Raw genomic sequence first — 21,377 nt, 5'->3', positions numbered from 1 at the left:
ACCGGCGCGCTTCGATGGTTGCTGAAGGCCGCCAGCGCATCGACAAATGGCTGTTCTTCTCGCGGGCGGTGAAATCGCGCTCGCTGGCGGCCAAGCTGGTCGTCGCCGGACGCGTGCGCATCAATCGCGACAAAGCAGCGCAGGCCTCCGATCTGGTCAAGCCCGGCGACGTGCTGACCATCACGCTCGACCGTCGCATTTTTGTCTGGAAGGTGCTCGGCGCCGGTGTCAGGCGCGGCCCGGCCGAGGAAGCCCGCACCCTGTATGAGGACATGTCGCCGCCGCCTGCGCCAAAGGGCGACGCTCTTCCCAATGCCATCCCGGCGCTGCGCGAGGCCGGCAGCGGCCGCCCGACCAAACGGGAGCGCCGCCTGACCGACCGCTTGATTGGCGAAGATTGAGGCGTGCCGACCGGAACGCGCGCCGCGATCTCAGGTTAACGGCGTACGCGGGACAGAACTGAACCCGGCAAACAAGACGCTCCACGCGACATCACACGCCCCCGGCGTGTTGGCTGCCTGGAATTCCATTCCGAGAACACCGAGGCCGCCGGGCATGGCCGCCCTTGCAAGCGGCTGATAAAGGCGTTACCTCACGGAAAAAGCCCAATAAAGCTGGGACGTCCCGGAGCCTACCGATGACCTATGTCGTGACCGACAATTGCATCAAATGCAAATACATGGACTGTATCGAGGTCTGTCCGGTCGACTGTTTCTACGAGGGCGAGAACATGCTCGTCATTCATCCCGACGAGTGCATCGACTGCGGCGTCTGCGAGCCCGAATGCCCCGCCGACGCGATCAAGCCCGACACCGAGCCCGGCCTCGACAAATGGCTGCAGGTCAACACTGAATACGCCGAGAAATGGCCTAACATAACCGCCAAGAAGGAACCGCCGGCCGACGCCAAAACCTTCGACGGCGAAGCCGGCAAGTTCGAGAAGTACTTCTCCGCCGAGCCCGGCGAAGGCGATTGACAATGCGGCCGTAAAGGCTGGTATTACGCAGCGTAAGAGACATGCCACAGTAACCGCCTTGACAGGCGGGGCTGACCTGTGGCCTTCGCGAATGCAGCAAAACCTTGATTCTTCCGACTTTTTGTGTTACATCAGCGAAACATGCCGGTGACACAACGTCGATTTATGGCGCAGACGCCCCAAATCACTGAAAGGTGAAAATCCCACTCCGGACCAGAGCGATCTGGGCCAGGCGGTCGCAATTCGTGCGGTTTGCCGGTCCCGGCCTTCCGGTGGGTTCATCAGTTGTGCGGCTAACGACCGGTTTCCCCGGTCGCACGAGTTCGGGCCGGCAGGACGCCGGTACCACAACAAGGAGTTCAGGGCGTAATGGCAACGATCACCCCGCAGAAGAAGTCCACCGGAGCGCGCCACGGTTTCAAGACCGGCGAATACATAGTGTACCCGGCGCACGGCGTCGGCCAGATCGTGTCGATCGACGAGCAGGAAGTGGCTGGTCACAAGCTGGAACTGTTCGTCATCGACTTCCAGAAGGACAAGATGCGCCTGAAGGTGCCGGTCGCCAAGGCGACCTCCATCGGCATGCGCAAGCTGTCGGAAGAGGATTATGTCGAGCGCGCGCTGAAGGTCGTGCAGGGCCGCGCCCGGGTGAAGCGCACCATGTGGTCGCGTCGCGCCCAGGAATATGATGCCAAGATCAATTCGGGCGACCTGATCTCGATCTCGGAGGTCGTGCGCGACCTCTACCGCGCCGACAACCAGCCGGAGCAGTCCTATTCCGAGCGCCAGCTCTATGAGGCGGCACTCGACCGCATGGCCCGCGAGATCGCTGCCGTCAACCGCATGTCGGAAACCGAAGCCGTGCGCCTGATCGAGGTCAACCTCAACAAGGGCCCTAAGCGTGGCGCCAAGGCCGACAATGAGGAAGCCGAGCAGGAAGAGGCTGCCTGATCGCTTTCGTCTCTGAATTTGAAAAACCCGGCTTCGCGCCGGGTTTTTTGTTTGTCGGACAGGCGAAACAAGGGACGCGCCTACACCTGGCCCCCGCCCTCCTTTTCGGCCTCCTGCTTCAGCGTCGCGATGAACCGCTTCGTGCGCTGCTGCTCCGGATTGCCGAACAGCACGGCGGACGGCCCCTTCTCGACGATGACGCCGGCATCGAGGAACACCGCTTCCTGCGCGATCTTGGAGGCAAGGCGCAGGTCGTGCGTCGCCATCACCATGGTCGTGCCTTCGCTGGCGAGCTTGCCAAGCACATCGACCACCTCCTGCGCCAGTTCCGGGTCGAGCGCCGAAGTCGGCTCGTCGCACAGCAGCACCCTTGGCGATGGTGCGAGCGCCCGGGCGATCGCCACGCGCTGCTGCTGGCCGCCTGACAGCGTCGCCGGCCAGGCATCGGCCTTGTGCGCCATCCCCACCTTCTCCAGCAGAGCGAGCGCCCGCTCGCGCGCCTTCTCCGTCGGCCATTTCAGCACCGTCACCAGCCCTTCCATGACATTCTCGATCGCGGTGCGGTGCGGGAACAGCTGGAAGTTCTGGAACACCATGCCGGTCTGCAGGCGTAGCCGCTGGATGTCCCGGGCCGCGACCTTGCCACCGGGATGGAATTCGAGCGTCTCCTCGCCGATGCGCACCGTGCCCGAGGTCGGGATCTCCAGCAGGTTGATGCAGCGCAGGAGCGTGCTCTTGCCGCCGCCCGAAGGGCCGACAAGTGCCGTGACGCTGCCTTCGGCGATGGCAACCGTCACGCCCTTCAGAACGAGATTGTCGCCGAAGCGCTTTTCGATGTTGCTGAGGCCGATCATGAGCGTGCCTCCAGGAAGCCGCCATAGCGGTTGAGCCGGGTTTCCAGCCGGGTCTGCAAGGCCGACAGCACCGAGCTTAGCGCCAGATAGAGGATCGCCGCCTCGACATAGAGGATCAGCGGCTCATAGGTGGTGGCAACGATGCGCTGCGCCGCCTGGAACATCTCCGGCACGGTGATGGCAGCCGCCAGCGACGTGTCCTTGACCAGCGAGATGAAGGTGTTGGAGAGCGGCGGCACCGCGACACGGCCGGCTTGCGGCAGGATGGTGCGCCGCATCGCCTGGCTCCAGGTCATGCCGATCGAATAGGCGGCTTCCCACTGGCCTTTCGGGACCGACCCTATGGCCGCACGGATGATTTCCGAGGTGTAAGCGCCGATGTTGAGCGTGAAGCCGATCAGTGCCGCCGTGAAGGCGTCGAGCAGGATGCCGGCCGACGGCAAGCCGTAGAAGATCAGGAACAGTTGCACCAAAAGCGGCGTGCCGCGGAAGATCCAGACATAGAAGCGCACGAGCGCGACCACCGGCTTCGGTCCGAACAAGCGGCCAAGTGCTGCGCCGAGGCCCACGGACAAGCCGAGGACGAAGGACAACAGCGTCAACGGCACGGTGAAGATGAGAGCGGCCCACAGCAGCGAAGGCAGCGACTCCAGCATCAGTTGCAGCCAGTGCGGCACGAAGGACCCTCCAGACTGAAGCAATTCCAGGAAAAGTGTTAACGGTTTTCCGTCCGGAATTGCGTAAAAACAAAGAGTTAGAGCAGTACGCCGTTTCCGTGAAACGGTGAACTGCTCTGGTCAAGGCAGCTTCATCGAAGCGCTGATGCGCCATATCACGACACAAGCGGCGGGCCGTCAAAGACGGCTCGCCGCTGGGCATGTTGCATAAGACCGGCCGTCGGCCGGCCTGGGAAATTACTTCGAAACGTCCTGGCCGAAATAGGTGTCGGCGATCTTCTTGTAGGTGCCGTCGGCCTTGATGTCGGCCAGCGCCTTGTTGATGGCAGCGACCAGTTCCGGATCGCCCTTGCGCACGATGACACCGGAATAGTCGGCGTTTTCCTCTTGCGCGGCGATCTTCACATTGGCGTCGGGCTTGTGCTTCTTGAAGTCGAGGAAGGACAGGCTGTCATTGATGGTGGCATCGGCGCGGCCGGTCAAAAGCAGCTGGATCGACTGGTCGAAGCCGTCGGTGCCGACGAGTTCGGCGCCGTTCGTCTCGGCAAGCTTGCCGAAATTCGAGGTCAGCGACTGCGCCGACTTCTTGCCCTTGAGATCGGCGAAGGTCTTGATGTCGGTGTTGTCGCCGCGCACGATCAGCACCGCCTTGGAGGCGATGTAGGGATCGGAGAAATCATACTTGGCCTTGCGGGCGTCGGTGATGCCGACTTCATTGATGACGGCGTCATAGCGGCTGACGTCGAGACCGGCGATCAGCCCGTCCCACTTGCCTTCGAGGAACTCGGCCTTGACGCCGAGCTTGTCGGCGATCGCCTTGGCGATCTCGACATCGAAGCCGACCAGAGCGCCGGAGGCATCATGATAGGTGAACGGCGCATAGGTGCCCTCGGTGCCGACCTTGAGCACGCCAGCCTGCTTGATCTGATCAAGATTGGCGCCGGCATGACCAGCGGTGATCGCCAAGGCGTGCAGCGTTCCGGCGACGATAAGTGACTTGAGCCATTTCATTTTTCTGTGATCCCGTCCTTGGCCGGTTACCCGGCATGTTGTGAGGGCTGGAAAATGGCAGATGCAACCGGAAAAAATAAGGAACCTGATTTCAAAAACATCGTGTTTCTGAAATGAGATTCTCGAAACGCCGTTTCTTGGCGACATTCGAAGTCGTTACTGGCCCGTGCGCACATCGTTCAAGCAAGATGATCCGCCTGGCAACAGCCAGGGAACCATTCCCGCACACCGTACGTTTTGCCTGTTCTAGGGCGCGACGCCGCGATTTCAACCGGTGCCCTGCCGAGTTCGTAACGTCAGTCATATCGCCCCAGGGAGCGCCTCATGATGCAAGACACGGCAGGACGGATCATGGTCCGCGCGGCAATGAAAGCTCCCTACCTCGAACGCGACGAGGAACATCGCCTGGCCCTGCTCTGGAAAGAAGACAAAGACCAGAACGCGTTGCACTGCATCACCGTCGCCCATATGCGGCTGGTCATTTCCATGGCCACCAAATTCCGCCATTACGGTCTGCCGCTCGGCGATCTGATCCAGGAAGGCCATGTCGGCCTGCTCGAAGCTGCCGCCCGCTTCGAGCCCGAGCGCGAGGTGCGGTTCTCGACCTATGCGACGTGGTGGATTCGCGCCTCGATGCAGGATTATATCTTGCGCAACTGGTCGATCGTGCGCGGCGGCACCAGTTCGGCGCAAAAGGCGCTGTTCTTCAATCTCAGGCGCCTGCGTGCCCGGCTGGCGAACGGTGCGGAGCAACTCTCCAACACGACCCTCTACCGCGAAGTGTCGGTAGCGCTTGGCGTCTCCGAGGCTGATGTGGCGATGATGGATTCACGGCTGTCGGCGCCGGACTCGTCGCTGAACGCGCCGCTTGCCGACGATACGGGTGCAACCGAGCGGATGGACTTCCTGGTCTCGGACGACCCGCTGCCCGACGAGATCGTTGGCGACAAGATCGATGTCGCGCGCCGCTCACTGTGGCTGAAAGAGGCGCTTCACGCGCTCAACGCGAGAGAACTCAGGATTATCGAGGAGCGCCGGCTGAACGACGATGGCGCGACGCTCGAATCCCTCGGCGAGACACTGGGCATCTCCAAGGAACGCGTACGCCAGATCGAGGCCCGCGCCATGGAAAAGCTCAAGGTCGCGCTGGTGGCTCAGAACCCGGAATTCATAGCTGCGTAGGCAGGCAGGGTGTGTCCACGGTGCGTCAAAGGGCGCCGCGTGGACGGACTACTTGTCGGTGACGATCTTGACCTTGTCGCCGGCCGAAACCGCGGCCCCTGGCGAAAGCGCGTTGAGCACCCGGAACAGGTCGAGCTTGCGATCGACGCCGACCATCTGCGCGGAAAGCGAGCCCATGGTCTGGCCCGGCTGCACGGTGAGCACGCGGATATGCAACGGCTTCAAGGCCGCCTTTTCTTCAGGGCTGAGGATACGGAACGACCCGCTGACCGAGCGCGCCACCGTGTCCAGCGAGGTGCTGGCCGAAGGCGCGGCGGTCAACAGCCGGTAGACCTGGCCGCCGGCGCGGATCACCGCGATGTCGAACTGCCAGCCTTCGGCACCGGCATGGGCCGTCGCCGCCTCATTGCCGTTGATCGTTTCCAGCTTGACGGTGCTGTCGACGAGACCGGCAACCCAGCCGCTTCTGATATAGTCGGTCAGCGCCCGGTTCTTGTCGATCGAAACGCCGTCGAAGCGGATCGCGATGTCGCCCGGTCCTGTCGCCGTCACCGCAGCCGCCGAATTGTCGATGATGAAACCGTCCGGCACCGTGAACGAAACGCCGAGCCCCGGATGCAGGAAGGTCTCGCCGCGCACATAGCCTTCTTCCGGCGTGTCGCCGTAGAGTAGGCCGTCTATACCGGCGAGGAAGGAATCGCGGTCACGCGTGCCGAAGCCCGGCGCGCCGAACTGGCGGGCATGGCGCTGCGCCAGATCGATACGCTGCGGCGTGTTGGGGTGCGTGGCCAGGAAGTCGAGGCTGGCGTCGGTGGCGCCACTGATCGAGCGGAAATCGGTATAGGCCGACATCGACTGCAGGAAGCGGCCCGCGGCATAGGGATCGTAGCCGGCTTCACCGATCGACTTGATGCCGATGGCGTCGGCTTCCAGCTCTTGGTTGCGCGAGAACTGCGCCAGCCTAAGCTTGCCGCGGATCAGCGCCGCCTTGGCGGTCGGGCTGTCGCCAAGCACGTCCGAGACCACCTTGGTCGCCAGGCCTTCCTCGGCTTCGAGCTGCTGACGTTGCAAGCCGTGATTGGCGGTGACGTGGCCCATCTCATGCGCGATGACGGCGGCAAGTTCGGACGAATCATTGGCCAACGCCAACAGGCCGCGCGTGATGTAGAGATAGCCGCCCGGCAGCGCGAAAGCGTTGACGTTGGGCGAATTGAGGATGGTTATGCGATAGGTCTGGGTTGGGTTCGCCGACACCACGGTCAGATTGCCGACGACCTTGGCGACCATGCGCTCGAGCTTGGGATCGGAATATTCGCCTCCATAGGTCGCCAGGATGCGCGGATGCTGCGCCTTGGCCATTTCGGCGAGCTTGCTGTTGGCGCCGACATTGTCGACCGTGATCGGCTTGTCAGAGGGCTGGAAGCCGGATTCCTGAACATCCGGAGGCGTGAACATCTGGCAACTGGCCAGGGCCACAGCAAAGCCGGCCAGCGCGAGAAAGCGCGCCAGCGGGTTCATTCGTACTTTGTCAGCGCCGATCGCCAGAACGGCTTCCTTTCAGGTCCTGGCGCATGACGACGAAAATCGCTTGCGATCTTCGAAGAGTGTCACGCGCCACTTCAAACAACTACAGCATCCGTCGCACGTCGCTTGGGGCGGACGGCGGATGCTGTAGGCAAATCACGGCCTGCGCAGGACCGGTATTGAGCGGACCTAGCCACACTACTCCAGTCATGGCAAGCAAGCGCCATATCGCCTCGAACCGGTTTGGGCGTAAATTATGTCCGCTTCCGGGCAATATCTCGTGATCCAGCCGTGTGGATGTTTGTGCCAACATAGCGCCGGAACGCCTCCGGACCAGCCCCGTAAAAAAAATCGTCCGCAGTGCCTTTGGCCGCGACGCTACCATTGTCCAGAAACACCACATTCTTGCCGATGCGGCGGGCATCCTCCGGCTGGTGCGTCACGAACAGCACCGTCATGCCGCGTTCTGCATGCAGGCCGGCAACCAGGTCGAGCATATCATCGCGCAAGGCCGGTCCGAGCGACGCAAAGGGTTCGTCGAGCAACAGCAACGGCCGATCGCGCACCAGCACACGTGCGAGCGCCACACGCTGCCGCTCGCCGCCGGAGAGTTCGCGCGGCAGGCGTTTTTCCTTGCCGGCAAGGCCGGTGCGCGCCAGCGCCCCGGTGATATCAGCGCGGTCCGCCTCGGTCAGCCGCAGCGATGGCGAGCGGCCGAGCCCGACATTCTGCTCGACGGAAAGATGAGCGAAAAGGTTGTTTTCCTGGAACACCATCGACACCGGGCGCACGGCCGGCGGCGCGGCGCCGACATCGGCCCCGCCGATCAGCACACGGCCGGACTGCGGTGTCTCGAAGCCGGCGACCAGATTGAGCAGCGTCGACTTCCCCGAGCCGCTCGGCCCCATGACGGCAGTGATTTCCGCCGCGGCGAAGGCGACATCGAAGGTGAGCGATGCCTCGCCATAGCTGAACGAAACCTTGTCCAGCCGCACCGGAACACCCTTCCTGTCCTTCGTCCCATCAGACATTGCGGACCTTTTCCCTTCCCAGCCAGTCCGCCGCAAGTACCAGTGCCAGACAGACCAGGCCAAGCAACAGCGCCAGGCCGGCGGCGTCCTCGGTGCGGTAGCTGCCCATGCGTGAAAGCAGAAGGTAGGGCAAGGTCTGCACGGAATCACTGCCGAACAGCGCGATGACGCCGAGATCGCCGAGCGACAGCGCCATGGCGAAGGCGAAAGCGGTGGCGAGCGGCCGCCGCAAGGATGGCCAATCGACCAGAAGCAGCCTGGCCCAGCCGGAAATGCCGAGCTGCGCGCAAAGCCGTTCGTGACGCTCGCTCGCCGCATCATAAGCGGGACGGACGGCGCGCAGCGCAAATGGCATCGCCATCACAGCATTGACGGTGACGACCATGATCGGGGCGATGGCAAAGACATCGCCGGCACGGCGCAGTAACAGGAACCAGCCGGCGCCGATGACGATCGGCGGCACGACCAGGACAAAACCTGCGCCGGTGTCGGTGGCATGTTCGAGCAGTGTCTTTGGGCCGGCGCGGCGGCTCAACGCCAGTGCCCGGCGGGCCATGGTGAGAGCCAGCGACAGCATCACCGAAAGCAGCGCCGACAGGAAGGCGAGTGCAGCGCTGGTCAGCGTCGCCTGCCGGACAGTGGCCTCACCGGCCAACCGGCCGAGATCGGCGCCCAAACCGGCGATCACCGTGGCCGCCATCGGTCCGACAACGAACAGCAGTGCCAGCACGATGAGCGCGGCGTTGAGCGACACCTCGGTTCTGTTGACTGAGAGATAGCGGCGCGGCGCGACCGGCAGGCTGGCATCGCCAATGACGTTGGCGCCAAGCCGGGTCAGCGCCAGCACCACGATGAAGGTCAGCACGATCTGCAGCAATGTCAGCGTCACCGCCCGCGCGGGGTCGAAGTCGAAGCGCAGCGCCTGGTAGATGCCAACCTCCAGCGTCGTCGCGGCCGGTCCGCCGCCGAGCGTCAGCACGATGGTGAAGGAGGTGATGCAAAGCATGAAGACCAGCCCGGCAACCCCGGGCAAGGCTGCGCGCAGCGTCGGCCATTCGATCAGCCGGAACGCCGGCCTTGCGCCCATGCCGAGTTGGCTCGCCAACCGCCATTGGTCGGCCTGTATGGTCTGCAGTGCCTCGAGGAACAGCCGTGTTGCCAGTGGCAAATTGAAGAAGACATGGGCGACAAGAATGCCGGACAGGCCGTAAATCCCTGGCCAGCCCTGGCCGCCGATGGCACTGAACAGGCCGGCGAAATAGCTGGCGCGGCCGTAGAGCGCCAGGATGCCGAGCGCCGCGACGATCGCCGGCAGCGCCAGCGGCACGGCGAAAAGCTGCAGGATGAAGGCGCGGCCGAAAAAGCGCGGATGCCGCGACAGGGCACGCGCCACGAACAGCGCCGGGATGACTGAAAGGAGGGTCGAGAGCGCGGCTTGCCAGAGCGTGAAGCGGACAACGCGCAGCAGGTAGAAATCGAAGGCGGCCCAGGCGCCCGAAAGGTCGTGGGCGCCTTCGACAAGCAACCCGGCAAACGCGCCGCCGATCAGCAATGTGATAGCGGCGAGCGCGATGATGCCGGCGGTGATGCGAGGATCTGTGGGATTCGCCGGCGCCATTGCGTCGTTACTTACTCATCACCGCCAGCCATTCATCCACCCAGGCCTTGCGGTTGGCGGCAACCTCTTCGGGGCTGAACAGCAAGGTCTTGGTTGGCTTGACCAGTTTGTCGAAGGCCGGGTTGAGCGGCTTGTCGGTCTTGCCGGCCGGGAACATCCAGTTGGTCTCGGGGATCGCGTCCTGGAACTTCGGTCCGGTCATGAAAGCGATGAACTTTTCCGCCAGCGGGTTCTTGGCTCCAGTCGTGGTAATGCCGGCGACCTCGATCTGCAGATATTCGCCTTCCTCGAAGGACGCCGCCTGGTAGCGCTCAGTATTCTCGGCGACCATGTGGTAGGCGGGCGAGGTGGTGTAGGACAGCACCATCGGCGCCTCGCCCTTGGTGAACAGGCCATAGGCCTCGCTCCAGCCCGGCGTCACGGTCAGCACTTTCGTCTTGAGCTTGGCCCAGGCCTCCGGCGCCTTGTCGCCATAGACCGACTTCACCCACAACAGCAGGCCGAGCCCGGGTGTCGAAGTGCGCGGATCCTGGATGACGATCTTCTCGTCGGCACTGCCCTCGACCAATTCCTTCAGGCTTTTCGGCGGACTCTTCAGCTTCTCCGTGTCGTAGACGACGGCGAAGTAACCGTAATCAAAGGGCACAAAAGTATCGTCGCTCCAGCCGCCCGGCACGTTGACATCGCTCACCGCGCCATGCGGGGCAAACAGGCCTGACGCCTTGGCATCGGCGGTGAGATTGGTGTCGAGGCCGAGCACGATGTCGGCCTTCGTCGATGCCCCTTCCAGCTTGACGCGGTTAAGCAGCGCCACGCCATCGGCGACCGAGACGAACTCGACATCGCAGCCGCATTCGGCCTCGAATTCCTTCTTCACCACTGGACCTGGACCCCAATCGGCGGTGAAGCTCTCATAGGTGTAGACGGTGAGCTTGTCCTTGGCCAAGGCTGGCCCGGACAGCGCCACAACCATGGCTGAAGCAAGAGAGTATAACAGCGTGCGCATCGGCGCCTCCTTCGTTCGAATTGAAAGGAATTGAGGCGTCGGACTGTCCGAAACGTCTAATCCCTCCGCCGGTACAAACCGGATCAGGTTCAGCGGGTTGGCGAGATTGCCTCTCAGCCGGTCCGCGAAGATCGCAGCCGGCACCCCGTTAGAGCGTTTCGACACATAGGCCCGGCCGACGAACCACGCAAGTGGCAGTTTGCCGGCCTTCCGTTTCCCGTGCCGGGCTGGTAAGGGCCACCGGATATGAGCACATTCACCATCCTGCTTGGCGGCGATCTCATCCGCACGCCCCGGCTCGACCGCCAGGTCGAAGGCACGCGCGTCATCGCCGCCGATGCCGGCATCGGTCATGCGCGGCTGCTCGGCCTTGTGCCGGAACTGTGGGTAGGTGATTTCGATTCGGTGCCGGCCGACCTGCCCGACGCTCTCGCTGCCGTGCCCCGCCAGACCTTTCCGGCGGAAAAGGACAAGACCGATGGCGAACTGGCGATCGCCGCGGCACTTGAGCGCGGGGCCACCCGACTGGTGCTGGCGGGCGCGTTCGGCGGCAAGCGTGCCGATCACGCCTTCCTGCATCTGGCGCTCGCCCTGCGGCTGGCCGAGGCCGGAACGGACGTGCTGCTGACCAGCGGCGCCCAGGAAGCTGTGCCCCTGCTGTTGGGAAAGGCCCGCTTCGACTATGCCGACGGCACGTTGTTTTCGATCCTCGGCTTTTCCGAACTTGCCGGCCTGACCGTTACAGGCGCCAAATGGCCGCTGAGCAAGGTCGAGGTTGCCTTCGGCTCATCACTGACCATCTCCAACGAGGTCAAGTTCGACAAGACCGGGGGTCGCCTTGAAATCGCGCTCGGTCACGGTCGCGCCCTGCTGCTCGCTCATCCCTTTCCCCTGCCCGAAAGCTGACATGGCCCCGCCCCTTCTCAATCTCGACGGGATAAAGTTGACCTTCGGCGGCACACCGCTGCTCGATGGTGCTGCCTTGTCCGCTTCAGCCGGCGACAAGATCGCACTGGTCGGTCGCAACGGCTCTGGCAAGTCGACCCTGCTCAAGATCGCCGCCGGCATGATCGAGCCGCAGGACGGCGAGGTGTTCCGCCAGCCTTCGGCGACCGTCCGCTATCTGCCGCAGATGCCCGACATGGAGGGATTTGCCAGCGTACGCGCCTATGTCGAGGCAGGGCTTGGACCCGCCGACGATCCCTACCGCGCCAGCTATCTGATGGAGCATCTCGGCCTGTCGGGCGAGGAGCGGCCGAACGACCTGTCCGGTGGCGAGGCCAGGCGCGCCGCCCTTGCCCGCGTCATGGCGCCGGAGCCTGACATTCTGCTGCTTGATGAGCCGACTAATCATCTTGATTTGTCCGTCATCGAATGGCTGGAAGAAGAGCTCATCCGCACCTCCTCGGCACTGATCGTCATCTCGCACGACCGCCGCTTCCTCGAGCGCGTGTCGCGCGCCACTGTCTGGCTCGACCGTGGCCAGACCCGCCGGCTGGACAAGGGCTTTGGCCATTTCGAGGAATGGCGCGATCAGGTGCTGGAAGAGGAAGAGCGCGAGCAGCACAAGCTCGGCCGCCAGATCGTGCGCGAAGAACACTGGCTGCGCTATGGCGTGACGGCGCGACGCAAGCGCAACATGCGCCGCCTCGGCGAGTTGCAGACCATGCGCAAGAATTTTCGCGGTCATCGCGGCGCCGAGGGTTCTGCGACCATGGTGGCCAGCGATGCCGCCGAATCCGGCAAGCTGGTGATCGAGGCGAAAAACATCGAGAAGAGCTTTGGCGACCTCACCGTGGTCAAGGGCTTCTCGACCCGCATCCAGCGCGGCGACCGTGTAGGCCTCGTCGGCCCGAACGGTGCCGGCAAGACGACGCTTTTGAAGATGCTGACCGGCGAGCTTGCGCCGGACGCCGGTTCGGTGCGGCTCGGCACCAATCTGGAGATCGCCACGCTCGACCAGAAGCGCGAGGCCGTGGACCCGCAGGAGACACTGGCGCAGTATCTGACCGACGGGCGCGGCGAGAACCTCGTCATCAATGGCGAGCAGCGCCATGTCGTCTCCTACATGAAGGATTTCTTGTTCAAGCCGGAGCAGGCGCGAACGCCGGTGCGCGAGCTGTCCGGCGGCGAGCGGGCGCGGCTGATCTTGGCGCGTGTGCTGGCGCGGCCCGCGAACCTTCTGGTGCTTGATGAGCCGACCAACGATCTCGACATGGAGACCCTGGAGCTGTTGCAGGAACTGGTCGCCGGCTTCGCCGGCACCGTCATCCTGGTCAGCCATGACCGCGACTTTCTCGACCGCACGGTGACCAGCCTGATCGCGCCGGATGGCGACGGGCGCTGGATCGAATATGCCGGCGGCTATTCCGACATGCTGGCACAGCGCGGCGGCACCCGGCTCGATGATCGCAAGGCCCGTGCCAAGGCCGAAGCCGGCGATGCGTCGGCGTCGGGCAAGAGCGAGGCGGCGACGCCAAAAGGACCGGCGAAGAAACTGTCGTTCAAACAGAAATTCGCGCTGGAATCCTTGCCGAAAAAGATCGAGGCAGTCACCGCATCCATCTCGCGGCTGGAGAACAATATCGCCGACCCGGCCTATTACGAGCGCGATCCGGCTTCGTTCCAGAAAACCATCGCCGCCCTCGACAAGGAACGCGCGACGCTGGCCGCGCTCGAGGAAGAGTGGCTGGAACTGGAGATGCTGCGGGAGGAGATGGAAGGGTGAACGATTGCATGCAGCCTTTTATGCGCGTATATCTGCGCATAAAAGAGGTCATGTCCATGCTGCAATCAACCCCCAAAGCCCAGAGGACGTCCGTCAACACGTCCATTGATTCTCAGTTGATCAAGGACGCCAAAGCGCTGGGCATCAACATCTCCCGCGCCGCCGAGGCAGGCATCGCGAAAGCAATTGCAGCGGAAAAAACACGTCGATGGCAGGAAGAAAACAAGGAAGCCATCGAGAGTTCCAACGAATATGTCAGAAAGAACGGACTGCCTTTGGCCAAACACCGGCCGTTCTGATGGCCCGTTATGATTTCTATCGGAATGATGAGAGCGACGGTTACCTTCTCGACGTGCAGTCAGACATTCTTGAAGGGCTGAGCACGAGAGTCGTCGTTCCTTTGATGCCGCCCAAGATTGCCCCGCTTCCCGGCCGGCGACTGAACCCGACCTTTGCGATAAACGGCAAAGATCATGTGATGGTCACACAGTTTGTGTCGGCCTTCAGTGTTTCCGAATTGCGGAACCCTGAGGGAAATCTTTCCAGGCACCACGACGACATCGTCGCAGCGCTCGACATGCTATTCCAGGGCTTCTGAAAGAAGGCGCCCGTTACGCCGCCCTATCAGCCTGCCGTCTTGGCCTGCCAGGCCTTGATCGCCTCATCGAACACCTTCTCGCCGGGGATGCCCTTTTCCATGGTCAGCAGCGCCCGCCGTCCGGTCTTGTAGACGACCGGAACGTCGATCCAGTCCTGGCCGCGCAGCAAGGTCATGTTGGCGTCCTCGTCGGCCTTGGTGTCGTTGAGCGCGACGAGGAAGAAGCCGTCGGCAATCTTGGCCGGGATGCCGATCAGCGGGCTGCCGGCATCCTGCTCGGAGCTTTTCATGGCGACGCGCAGTATGTTGTCGACACCACCGCCCTCAAAACCGTCGGGCGTCAGGAAGATCATCTCGATGATATGGCTGGCCGGCAGCGTCTGGTCGGTGTTGCGGCGGATGGTCATGCGCAACTGGATGTCCTTGCCGGGGATCGTCGCCTCGGCGCGGATCGCGGGCTCGGGCGGCAGGTCGCCACCGGGCGATTCCTGCACCAGCGACCAGACAATGCTGCCGGGCTCGGCCGAACCCTGCGCGGTGCTGGTGCGCTCTTCATAGAAGATCGCCTTCTGGCCGACCGGCAACGAGGTTTGCGCCGCCGGAGCGGTTGCCGGCGCCGAGGGAGGCGTGGCGGCCGCAGGTGCAGGCGGAGTGGCGGCGCCATTGGCCGGTGCCGCGGGTGCGGTTCCGTTGGCAGGCGGCGTCGCAGCGGGCGCCGCGTCGGCCGCGGGAGCGGCAGGTGTGGCTGCAGCTGGTGCTGGTGCTGCCGCGGGCGGCGCGGCTATGGCCGGTGGCTGCGTTGCCGGCGCGTTCGTCGCGGTCGGCGGCGTCGTCAATGCTGCAACGGACTCACCCTCGCCTATGCCGCTTTGCCCGCCGGCCGGACCGGGATCGGTTTCACCGCCTTCAGGCGTTAGCCGCTGCGTGAATTTCGTCGCATCGGCGCCTGCCGCGGGCGCCGGTGGCGTCGCCGCCGCGTCGGTGGCCGGCTTGGCCGGCGCCGGTTTCACCGGCTCGGTCTTGGCAACGACCTTGCTGCCGTTCAGACCCAGCATCTTGCTGAACGCATCCTTGTTCAGCCAGATGCCATAGCCACCACCGGCAACCACCAGCAAGGCGACGACGGCGGCAATCAGCCCGCCATAGCTGCGCTTGCGCTCGGCTGGACGCAGGCGGGGGAAAGCGTCGGCCTCCGCGACCGGCTCGTCATCGTTCGGGAAGACGTCACCCTGGTCATCCTCCTGGTCCGCATCCATACCCGGCAAGGTATGGTCGGCCAACTTCGAGGCGGCCGGCTGCACCGGCGCGGGCTTCTGCCAGCTTGGCTCGACCTTGGCGGCAGGCGGCGGCGCGGGGCGATAAGGTTCCGGCTTGGGGGCTGGCGGCGCCGGCCATGCTGTCGCCGCCGGCACTGGCTGGCGCGTATGGCTCGGCTGGTTCTTGTTGCGGTCGATGGAGGAAAAAATGTGTTCCAGCTCGGCGAGCGGGTCCGTTTCCGGCACGCTCCTGGCATAGTCGCGTTCGACGCTGGCAATGGCGTCTTCCAGGGAGCGCTTCTGCTTGGCCACCACGTCGGCCGACAGCGGCGGCGAAAACTCCGCAAGTTTCTTGACGAGTGCCGACCGCGCGCCGTCATAGGTCCGCGTGCGCGTTTCGGGCGTTGGCTCGCCGTATTTGTCGAGCGCCTTTTTCAGAACAGCAACAAAATCTGCCATGCTTCAGTCGACCTGTATTTTTGCTTCCGCGCCGGCCCCCGCAAATCAGCCGCGATGCCCGGAAAGGCTTCAGAAACTAGTCTTGAAACGGATCGGTCACAAGTATTGTGTCGTCCCGTTCCGGGCTGGTGGAGAGCAGCGCGACCGGTGCGCCGATCAACTCCTCTATGTATCGGACATATTTGACCGCCTGGGCTGGAAGATCGTTCCAGCTGCGCGCGCCGGCGGTGGTGCCTTTCCACCCCTCCAGCGTCTCGTAGACCGGCTCGACACGGGCCTGAGCGCCCTGGCTCGCCGGCAGGTAATCGATCATCTCGCCGTCGAGGCGATAGCCGGTGCAGACCTTGATCTCGTCCAGCCCGTCGAGCACGTCGAGCTTGGTCAGCGCGATGCCCTTGATGCCGTTGACGGCAACGGCCTGGCGCACCAGCACGGCATCGAACCAGCCGCAGCGGCGCTTGCGCCCGGTGACGACGCCGAATTCATGGCCGCGCGTGCCAAGGAATTCGCCGATCTCGTTCTTCTGTTCGGTCGGGAACGGTCCTTCGCCGACGCGTGTCGTGTAGGCCTTGGTGATGCCCAAGACATAACCGATGGCGCCCGGACCGACGCCCGATCCGGCGGCGGCCTGCCCGGCAACCGTGTTGGACGAGGTGACGAACGGATAGGTGCCGTGGTCGATGTCGAGCAGCGTGCCTTGCGCGCCCTCGAACAGGATGCGCTCGCCGGCGCGGCGCTTGTCGTCGAGGATTTTCCAGACACGGTCCATATAGGGCAGGATCTGATCGGCGACCGAAGTCAATTCAGTCATGATCGCGTCATGCGTGACTTCGGCATGGCCAAGCCCGCGGCGCAGCGCATTGTGGTGCGTCAGCAGCCTGTCGACCTTCACTGGAAGCGTTTCCAAATCCGCCAGATCCATCACCCGCACCGCGCGCCGACCCACCTTGTCCTCATAGGCCGGACCAATGCCCCGGCGGGTCGTCCCAATCTTTGTCCCGGAATTTGAGGCGGCGTCCTCGCGGAATCCGTCCAGCTCCCGGTGCAGCGACAGGATAAGCGCTGTGTTTTCGGCTATTTTCAGGCGGTCCGGCGTCACTTCGACGCCCTGCGCCTTGAGTTTCGCCACTTCGGCCACGAAAGCGTGCGGATCGAACACCACACCATTGCCGATGATGGACAGCTTGCCCTGCCGCACGACGCCGGACGGCAACAGCGACAGCTTGTAGACCTTGCCGTCGACGACCAGCGTATGGCCGGCATTGTGGCCGCCCTGGAACCGCACCACGACATCGGCGCGCTCCGACAGCCAGTCGACGATCTTGCCCTTGCCCTCGTCGCCCCACTGCGAGCCGACGACCACCACATTGGCCATGTTTCTTTTCCCTTGAGACGCCGCCGAGCGGCTTGGATATGGTTCGAAACGACAGGCCTCTATAGCGTCAAGACCTCGCGAGTGCGACCTTTCTTTGCCCTCGAAAATGCCCTGAGGCACAACAATTTTCGGCATTGTCATCATTTACTTGGGCTGACGGGGGCAATAGGCCGGCAAACACCGCGGCGCATCCGCCGCGGCCGGATTCCCGCGATGCATCGAAGCGCCTACATCTTCCTGCTGCTCACCACCTTGCTGTGGGGCGGCAATTCGGTGGCCGGCAAGCTGGCGGTCGATCACGTCTCGCCGATGACGCTGGTCTTCCTGCGCTGGGTGCTGGCCGTGGCGATCCTGCTGCCGATCGGCTGGCGCACGATCCATGAGGATTGGCCGGTGGTGCGCCGGCACTGGTTCGTCCTGGCGGCACTTGGGGCCAGCGGCTTCACTTTGTTCAACACCATCTTCTACACGGCGCTCAACTACACGACGGCAATCAACGTCTCGATCGAACAGGCGGCGATGCCGGTCCTCATCATCGTCGCCAATTTCATCTTCTTTCGCTTGCGTGTGAGCTGGGCGCAGATTGCCGGTGTGGTGCTGACCATTGCCGGCGTGATCCTGACCGCCTGCCACGGCGACCCGCGCCGGCTGCTCACATTGGAGCTCAATTTCGGCGACGCCATCATGCTGGTCGCGGTCGTCCTCTACAGCGGTTACTCGGTCGGGCTGCGGCTGAAGCCGGTGATGCGCTGGCAGAGCCTGATGCTGTCCCTGGCGGTCGCGGCGCTCATCACCTCGCTGCCCTTCTTCCTTTGGGAGGTCGCCGCCGGCAAGGTCATCGTACCCGACACGCGCGGCTGGGCCGTTATCATCTACACCGCGATCGGCGCTTCGGTCATCTCGCAGGTCACCTACATCAGGGGCAACGAGCTGATCGGCGCCAACCGTGCCGGCCTGTTCATCAACCTGGTGCCGATCTTCGGCACGCTGCTTTCAGTACTGATCGTCGGCGAGACGTTCCAGCTCTATCAGGCGCTGGCGCTTGTCCTCGTGCTGGGCGGCATCGCGCTGGCCGAATACAGCGGACGCAAGACGGCGATGATCCCGCCAGCCAGGGTGAGCTGAGCAGCAAGAAGGCGCGACCAAGGCCGCGCCTTCTGATCTCTGGGAAAGGCCAGGATCAGATCCCACCGACGTCGAACTGCAGCCGCTTGGCCGAGTCGATCGACTTGTGCGCCCGCACCTGCTCCAGCACCTTTTCCGGGAACGGCGCGTCGAGATAAAGCAGCGCGATGGCATCGCCGCCCGGCCGGTTGCGGCCAAGCTGGAAGTTGGCGATGTTGACGTCGTTCTCGCCGCACACCGTGCCGAGCAGGCCGATAATGCCGGGTGCATCGGCATTGGTCGTGTAGAGCATGTGCTGGCCGACCTCGGCGTCGAGGTTGATGCCCTTGATCTGGATGAAGCGCGGCTTGCCGTCCGAGAAGCAGGTGCCGGCGATCGAGCGCGTCATATGCTCGGTCTTGACCGTCAACTTGATATAGCCGTCGAACACGCCCGACTTGTCGCGCTTGACCTCGGCGACAATGATGCCGCGCTCTTTCACCATGATCGGTGCCGACACCATGTTGACGTCGGCGACCTGCGGCCGGATCAACCCGGCCAGAGCCGCACTGATCAGCGCGCGCGTGTTCATCGTCGCGGTCGAGCCATCGAACAGGATCTCGACCTCGCTGATAGGATCGTCGGTGACCTGGCCGACAAAGGCACCGAGCACTTCGGCGAGCTTCACGAACGGCTTCAGCCGCGGCGCTTCTTCAGCCGTGATCGATGGCATGTTGATGGCGTTGGAGACCGCACCCTTGATCAGATAGTCGGCCATCTGCTCGGCGACCTGCAGCGCGACATTTTCCTGCGCTTCCGCCGTCGAGGCGCCGAGATGCGGTGTCGCCACCACATTCTCCATGCCGAACAACTCGTTCTGTTCGGCCGGCTCGACCTCGAACACGTCGATGCCGGCACCCGCCACCTTGCCGCTCTTCAGCGCCGCGATCAGGTCAGCCTCGACGACCAGCCCGCCCCGCGCGCAATTGATGATGCGCACGCCCTTCTTCATCTTGGCGATCGCCGCCGCGTCGATGATGTTGCGCGTCTTGTCGGTCAACGGCGTGTGCAGCGTGATGAAATCCGCGCGAGCGAAGAGCTCGTCCAGCTCGACCTTGTCGACGCCGAGTTCCTCGGCACGCTTGTCCGACAGGAATGGGTCGAAGGCGATGACATGCATCTTCAGGCCGACGCCGCGCGTAACGACGATCGAACCGATATTGCCGCAGCCGATGACGCCCAGCGTCTTGCCGGTGATCTCGACGCCCATGAAGCGGTTCTTTTCCCATTTGCCGGCATGGGTCGAGGCGTTGGCCTCCGGAATCTGGCGCGCCAGCGCGAAGATCATCGCGACGGCATGTTCGGCGGTCGTGATCGAATTGCCGAAGGGCGTGTTCATCACGATGATACCCTTGCGGCTCGCGGCCGGGATATCGACATTGTCGACGCCGATGCCGGCGCGGCCGATGACCTTGAGATTGGTGGCGGCGTTGATCAGCTTCTCGGTGACCTTGGTTGCCGAGCGGATGGCGAGGCCATCATACTGGCTGATCACTTCGAGCAGCTTTTCCTTGTCCTTGCCGAGATCGGGCAGGTAGTCGACCTCGACGCCGCGATCCTTGAAGATCTGAACGGCGGTGGGAGAAAGTTTGTCAGAGACGAGAACACGGGGCGCCATGGCGGCCTCCTTGAAAAATGGGATTGATCCGGGAATGGGGCGGCCCGCTGGCCGCCGCCAAAATCTCAGGCAGCCGCTTTCAGCGACGCCTTCTGCGCGGCAAAGGCCCAGTCGAGCCAGGGCAGCAGTGCTTCGAGATCTGATGTTTCGACCGTCGCACCACACCAGATGCGTAGGCCGGGGGGCGCGTCGCGGTAGGAGCCGATGTCATAGGCGACACCTTCCTTGTCGAGCGCCGAGACCAGCCCCTTGGCGAAAGCCGCCTGCCCGTCGGCATCGAGCGCCACCACATCGGGGTCCGTGAAAGAGAGGCATACCGAGGTGTTCGAGCGCGTCGCCGGTTCAGCGGCGAGGTGACCGAGCCAGGACGATTTGTCGACAAAGCCGTCGAGCACGGCGGCATTGGCATCGGCACGGGCGATCAGCGCATCGAGGCCGCCGATCGACTTCGCCCAATTGAGCGCGTCGAGATAGTCCTCGACGCACAGCATCGACGGCGTGTTGATGGTCTCGCCCTTGAAGATGCCCTCGATCAGCTTGCCGCCCGAAGTCAGGCGGAAGATTTTCGGCAGCGGCCATGCAGGCTTGTAGCTCTCCAGCCGCGCGACGGCGCGGGGCGACAGGATCAGCATGCCGTGCGCGCCCTCGCCGCCCAGCACCTTCTGCCAGGAGAAGGTGACGACATCGAGTTTCTCGAAATCAAGCTTTTGCGCGAACGCCGCCGAGGTGGCGTCGCAAATCGTCAGCCCCTTGCGGTCGGCGGGAATGAAATCGCCGTTCGGCACGCGCACGCCCGAAGTGGTGCCGTTCCAGGTGAAGACCACGTCGCGGTCGAAATCGATCTTGGCCAGGTCCGGCAGCTCGCCGTAACCGGCTTCGATCTTGCGCACATCGGCAAGCTTCAGCTGCTTCACCACATCCGTGACCCAGCCGGAGCCGAAACTCTCCCAGGCGACCATGTCGACGCCGCGCTCGCCGAGCAGCGACCACAGCGCCATCTCGACAGCGCCGGTGTCCGACGCCGGCACGATGCCGATGCGGTAGTCCGCCGGGACTTGCAGGATTTCGCGCGTCAGCTCGATTGCCTGTTCGAGCTTGGTCTTGCCGATCTTGGCGCGGTGGGAACGGCCGAGCGCGGCATTCTTCAGCGCCTCGACCGACCAGCCAGGGCGTTTTGCGCAGGGACCTGAGGAAAACTGGGGATTTGCCGGACGGAGTCCGGGCTTCGTATGAGTCGTCATCGTGGTCTATCCTTCCAGATAGTGGCCCCTCGTTGGGGAGGGGTAGCCCACGGACGGCGATATGCGTTCGGGCTTTCGGCGTCAAGAGGAAAGTTTTTGTCGCTGCCG

The 21,377-nt window shown here is 63.6% G+C and carries 20 protein-coding genes and 1 riboswitch; of the genes, 9 read left to right on the top strand and 11 right to left on the bottom strand.

Going from position 1 to position 21,377, the window contains the following annotated elements; all coding sequences use genetic code 11:
* Positions 1-14 precede the first annotated feature (14 nt).
* The 3 genes from ACZYHG_RS09680 to ACZYHG_RS09670 all read left to right on the top strand — a co-directional run bounded on the left by ACZYHG_RS09680 (position 15) and on the right by ACZYHG_RS09670 (position 1,927).
* Positions 15-401 carry an RNA-binding S4 domain-containing protein gene (locus tag ACZYHG_RS09680; RefSeq protein ID WP_027031581.1) on the top strand — a complete coding sequence of 129 codons (387 nt, stop codon included), beginning with the start codon at positions 15-17 and terminating at the stop codon, positions 399-401.
* Between the two features lie 236 nt (positions 402-637).
* Positions 638-976 (top strand): ferredoxin FdxA, encoded by a 339-nt coding sequence (fdxA, locus tag ACZYHG_RS09675; RefSeq protein ID WP_027031582.1) that lies wholly within the window; start codon positions 638-640, stop codon positions 974-976.
* A gap of 369 nt (positions 977-1,345) precedes the next feature.
* Positions 1,346-1,927 (top strand): CarD family transcriptional regulator, encoded by a 582-nt coding sequence (locus ACZYHG_RS09670; protein WP_010911999.1) that lies wholly within the window; start codon positions 1,346-1,348, stop codon positions 1,925-1,927.
* Between the two features lie 80 nt (positions 1,928-2,007).
* On the opposite strand, the gene ACZYHG_RS09665 is transcribed toward ACZYHG_RS09670, so the two are convergent.
* The 3 genes from ACZYHG_RS09665 to ACZYHG_RS09655 all read right to left on the bottom strand — a co-directional run bounded on the left by ACZYHG_RS09665 (position 2,008) and on the right by ACZYHG_RS09655 (position 4,469).
* Positions 2,008-2,781 carry an amino acid ABC transporter ATP-binding protein gene (locus ACZYHG_RS09665; RefSeq protein WP_464613597.1) on the bottom strand — a complete coding sequence of 258 codons (774 nt, stop codon included), beginning with the start codon at positions 2,779-2,781 and terminating at the stop codon, positions 2,008-2,010.
* Positions 2,778-3,458: an amino acid ABC transporter permease gene (locus ACZYHG_RS09660; protein WP_464613596.1), complete on the bottom strand. Its 681-nt coding sequence runs from the start codon at positions 3,456-3,458 to the stop codon at positions 2,778-2,780. Before ACZYHG_RS09660 ends, ACZYHG_RS09665 begins: the two co-directional genes overlap by 4 nt.
* Before the next feature lie 237 nt (positions 3,459-3,695).
* Positions 3,696-4,469 (bottom strand): amino acid ABC transporter substrate-binding protein, encoded by a 774-nt coding sequence (locus ACZYHG_RS09655; protein ID WP_464613595.1) that lies wholly within the window; start codon positions 4,467-4,469, stop codon positions 3,696-3,698.
* Between the two features lie 324 nt (positions 4,470-4,793).
* Between ACZYHG_RS09655 and ACZYHG_RS09650 the strand changes: the two genes are divergently transcribed.
* Positions 4,794-5,651: an RNA polymerase factor sigma-32 gene (locus tag ACZYHG_RS09650; RefSeq protein WP_464613594.1), complete on the top strand. Its 858-nt coding sequence runs from the start codon at positions 4,794-4,796 to the stop codon at positions 5,649-5,651.
* A gap of 48 nt (positions 5,652-5,699) precedes the next feature.
* Here the strand turns inward: ACZYHG_RS09650 and ACZYHG_RS09645 are convergent, their stop codons facing one another.
* The 4 genes from ACZYHG_RS09645 to thiB all read right to left on the bottom strand — a co-directional run bounded on the left by ACZYHG_RS09645 (position 5,700) and on the right by thiB (position 10,830).
* Complete coding sequence (locus tag ACZYHG_RS09645) at positions 5,700-7,169, bottom strand: M48 family metalloprotease (RefSeq protein ID WP_464613593.1); 1,470 nt, start codon at positions 7,167-7,169, stop codon at positions 5,700-5,702.
* 260 nt (positions 7,170-7,429) lie between these two features.
* The gene (thiQ, locus tag ACZYHG_RS09640) at positions 7,430-8,206 is read right to left on the bottom strand and encodes a thiamine ABC transporter ATP-binding protein (RefSeq protein WP_464613592.1); all 777 of its coding nucleotides are present in this window, start codon (positions 8,204-8,206) and stop codon (positions 7,430-7,432) included.
* Complete coding sequence (gene thiP / locus ACZYHG_RS09635) at positions 8,199-9,824, bottom strand: thiamine/thiamine pyrophosphate ABC transporter permease (protein ID WP_464613591.1); 1,626 nt, start codon at positions 9,822-9,824, stop codon at positions 8,199-8,201. The genes thiQ and thiP overlap by 8 nt, the downstream gene beginning before the upstream one ends.
* Positions 9,825-9,831: 7 nt before the next feature.
* Complete coding sequence (thiB, locus tag ACZYHG_RS09630) at positions 9,832-10,830, bottom strand: thiamine ABC transporter substrate binding subunit (RefSeq protein WP_464613590.1); 999 nt, start codon at positions 10,828-10,830, stop codon at positions 9,832-9,834.
* 43 nt (positions 10,831-10,873) lie between these two features.
* Positions 10,874-10,988: riboswitch (TPP riboswitch) on the bottom strand.
* Between the two features lie 88 nt (positions 10,989-11,076).
* On the opposite strand from thiB, the gene ACZYHG_RS09625 reads away from it, so the two are divergent.
* Genes ACZYHG_RS09625 through ACZYHG_RS09610 form a run of 4 tightly spaced genes read left to right on the top strand, consistent with a single transcriptional unit; the run spans position 11,077 to position 14,156 of the window.
* The gene (locus tag ACZYHG_RS09625) at positions 11,077-11,736 is read left to right on the top strand and encodes a thiamine diphosphokinase (RefSeq protein ID WP_464613589.1); all 660 of its coding nucleotides are present in this window, start codon (positions 11,077-11,079) and stop codon (positions 11,734-11,736) included.
* Position 11,737: 1 nt separating this feature from the next.
* Positions 11,738-13,558, top strand: coding sequence for an ABC-F family ATP-binding cassette domain-containing protein (locus tag ACZYHG_RS09620; protein WP_464613588.1), 1,821 nt, complete (start codon positions 11,738-11,740; stop codon positions 13,556-13,558).
* On the top strand, positions 13,555-13,857 hold the full coding sequence (locus tag ACZYHG_RS09615; protein WP_464613587.1) for a type II toxin-antitoxin system CcdA family antitoxin: 303 nt from the start codon (positions 13,555-13,557) through the stop codon (positions 13,855-13,857). Before ACZYHG_RS09620 ends, ACZYHG_RS09615 begins: the two co-directional genes overlap by 4 nt.
* Positions 13,857-14,156, top strand: coding sequence for a CcdB family protein (locus ACZYHG_RS09610; protein ID WP_464613586.1), 300 nt, complete (start codon positions 13,857-13,859; stop codon positions 14,154-14,156). Before ACZYHG_RS09615 ends, ACZYHG_RS09610 begins: the two co-directional genes overlap by 1 nt.
* A 26-nt stretch (positions 14,157-14,182) precedes the next feature.
* Here the strand turns inward: ACZYHG_RS09610 and ACZYHG_RS09605 are convergent, their stop codons facing one another.
* The gene (locus ACZYHG_RS09605) at positions 14,183-15,871 is read right to left on the bottom strand and encodes a hypothetical protein (protein WP_464613585.1); all 1,689 of its coding nucleotides are present in this window, start codon (positions 15,869-15,871) and stop codon (positions 14,183-14,185) included.
* 76 nt (positions 15,872-15,947) lie between these two features.
* Complete coding sequence (locus ACZYHG_RS09600; RefSeq protein WP_027031596.1) at positions 15,948-17,246, bottom strand: adenylosuccinate synthase; 1,299 nt, start codon at positions 17,244-17,246, stop codon at positions 15,948-15,950.
* A gap of 213 nt (positions 17,247-17,459) precedes the next feature.
* On the opposite strand from ACZYHG_RS09600, the gene ACZYHG_RS09595 reads away from it, so the two are divergent.
* On the top strand, positions 17,460-18,371 hold the full coding sequence (locus tag ACZYHG_RS09595) for a DMT family transporter (protein ID WP_464613584.1): 912 nt from the start codon (positions 17,460-17,462) through the stop codon (positions 18,369-18,371).
* Positions 18,372-18,426: 55 nt separating this feature from the next.
* On the opposite strand, the gene serA is transcribed toward ACZYHG_RS09595, so the two are convergent.
* Both serA and ACZYHG_RS09585 read right to left on the bottom strand, forming a co-directional pair.
* Positions 18,427-20,028, bottom strand: a complete 1,602-nt coding sequence (gene serA / locus ACZYHG_RS09590; RefSeq protein ID WP_464613583.1) for a phosphoglycerate dehydrogenase — start codon at positions 20,026-20,028, stop codon at positions 18,427-18,429.
* Positions 20,029-20,093: 65 nt separating this feature from the next.
* On the bottom strand, positions 20,094-21,269 hold the full coding sequence (locus ACZYHG_RS09585; RefSeq protein WP_464613582.1) for a phosphoserine transaminase: 1,176 nt from the start codon (positions 21,267-21,269) through the stop codon (positions 20,094-20,096).
* Positions 21,270-21,377 lie beyond the last annotated feature (108 nt).

Source organism: Mesorhizobium subarcticum (genome assembly GCF_055456085.1).
Note: the sequence above shows the minus strand (reverse complement) of the source record. Positions and strands in the feature narration are given on the sequence as shown.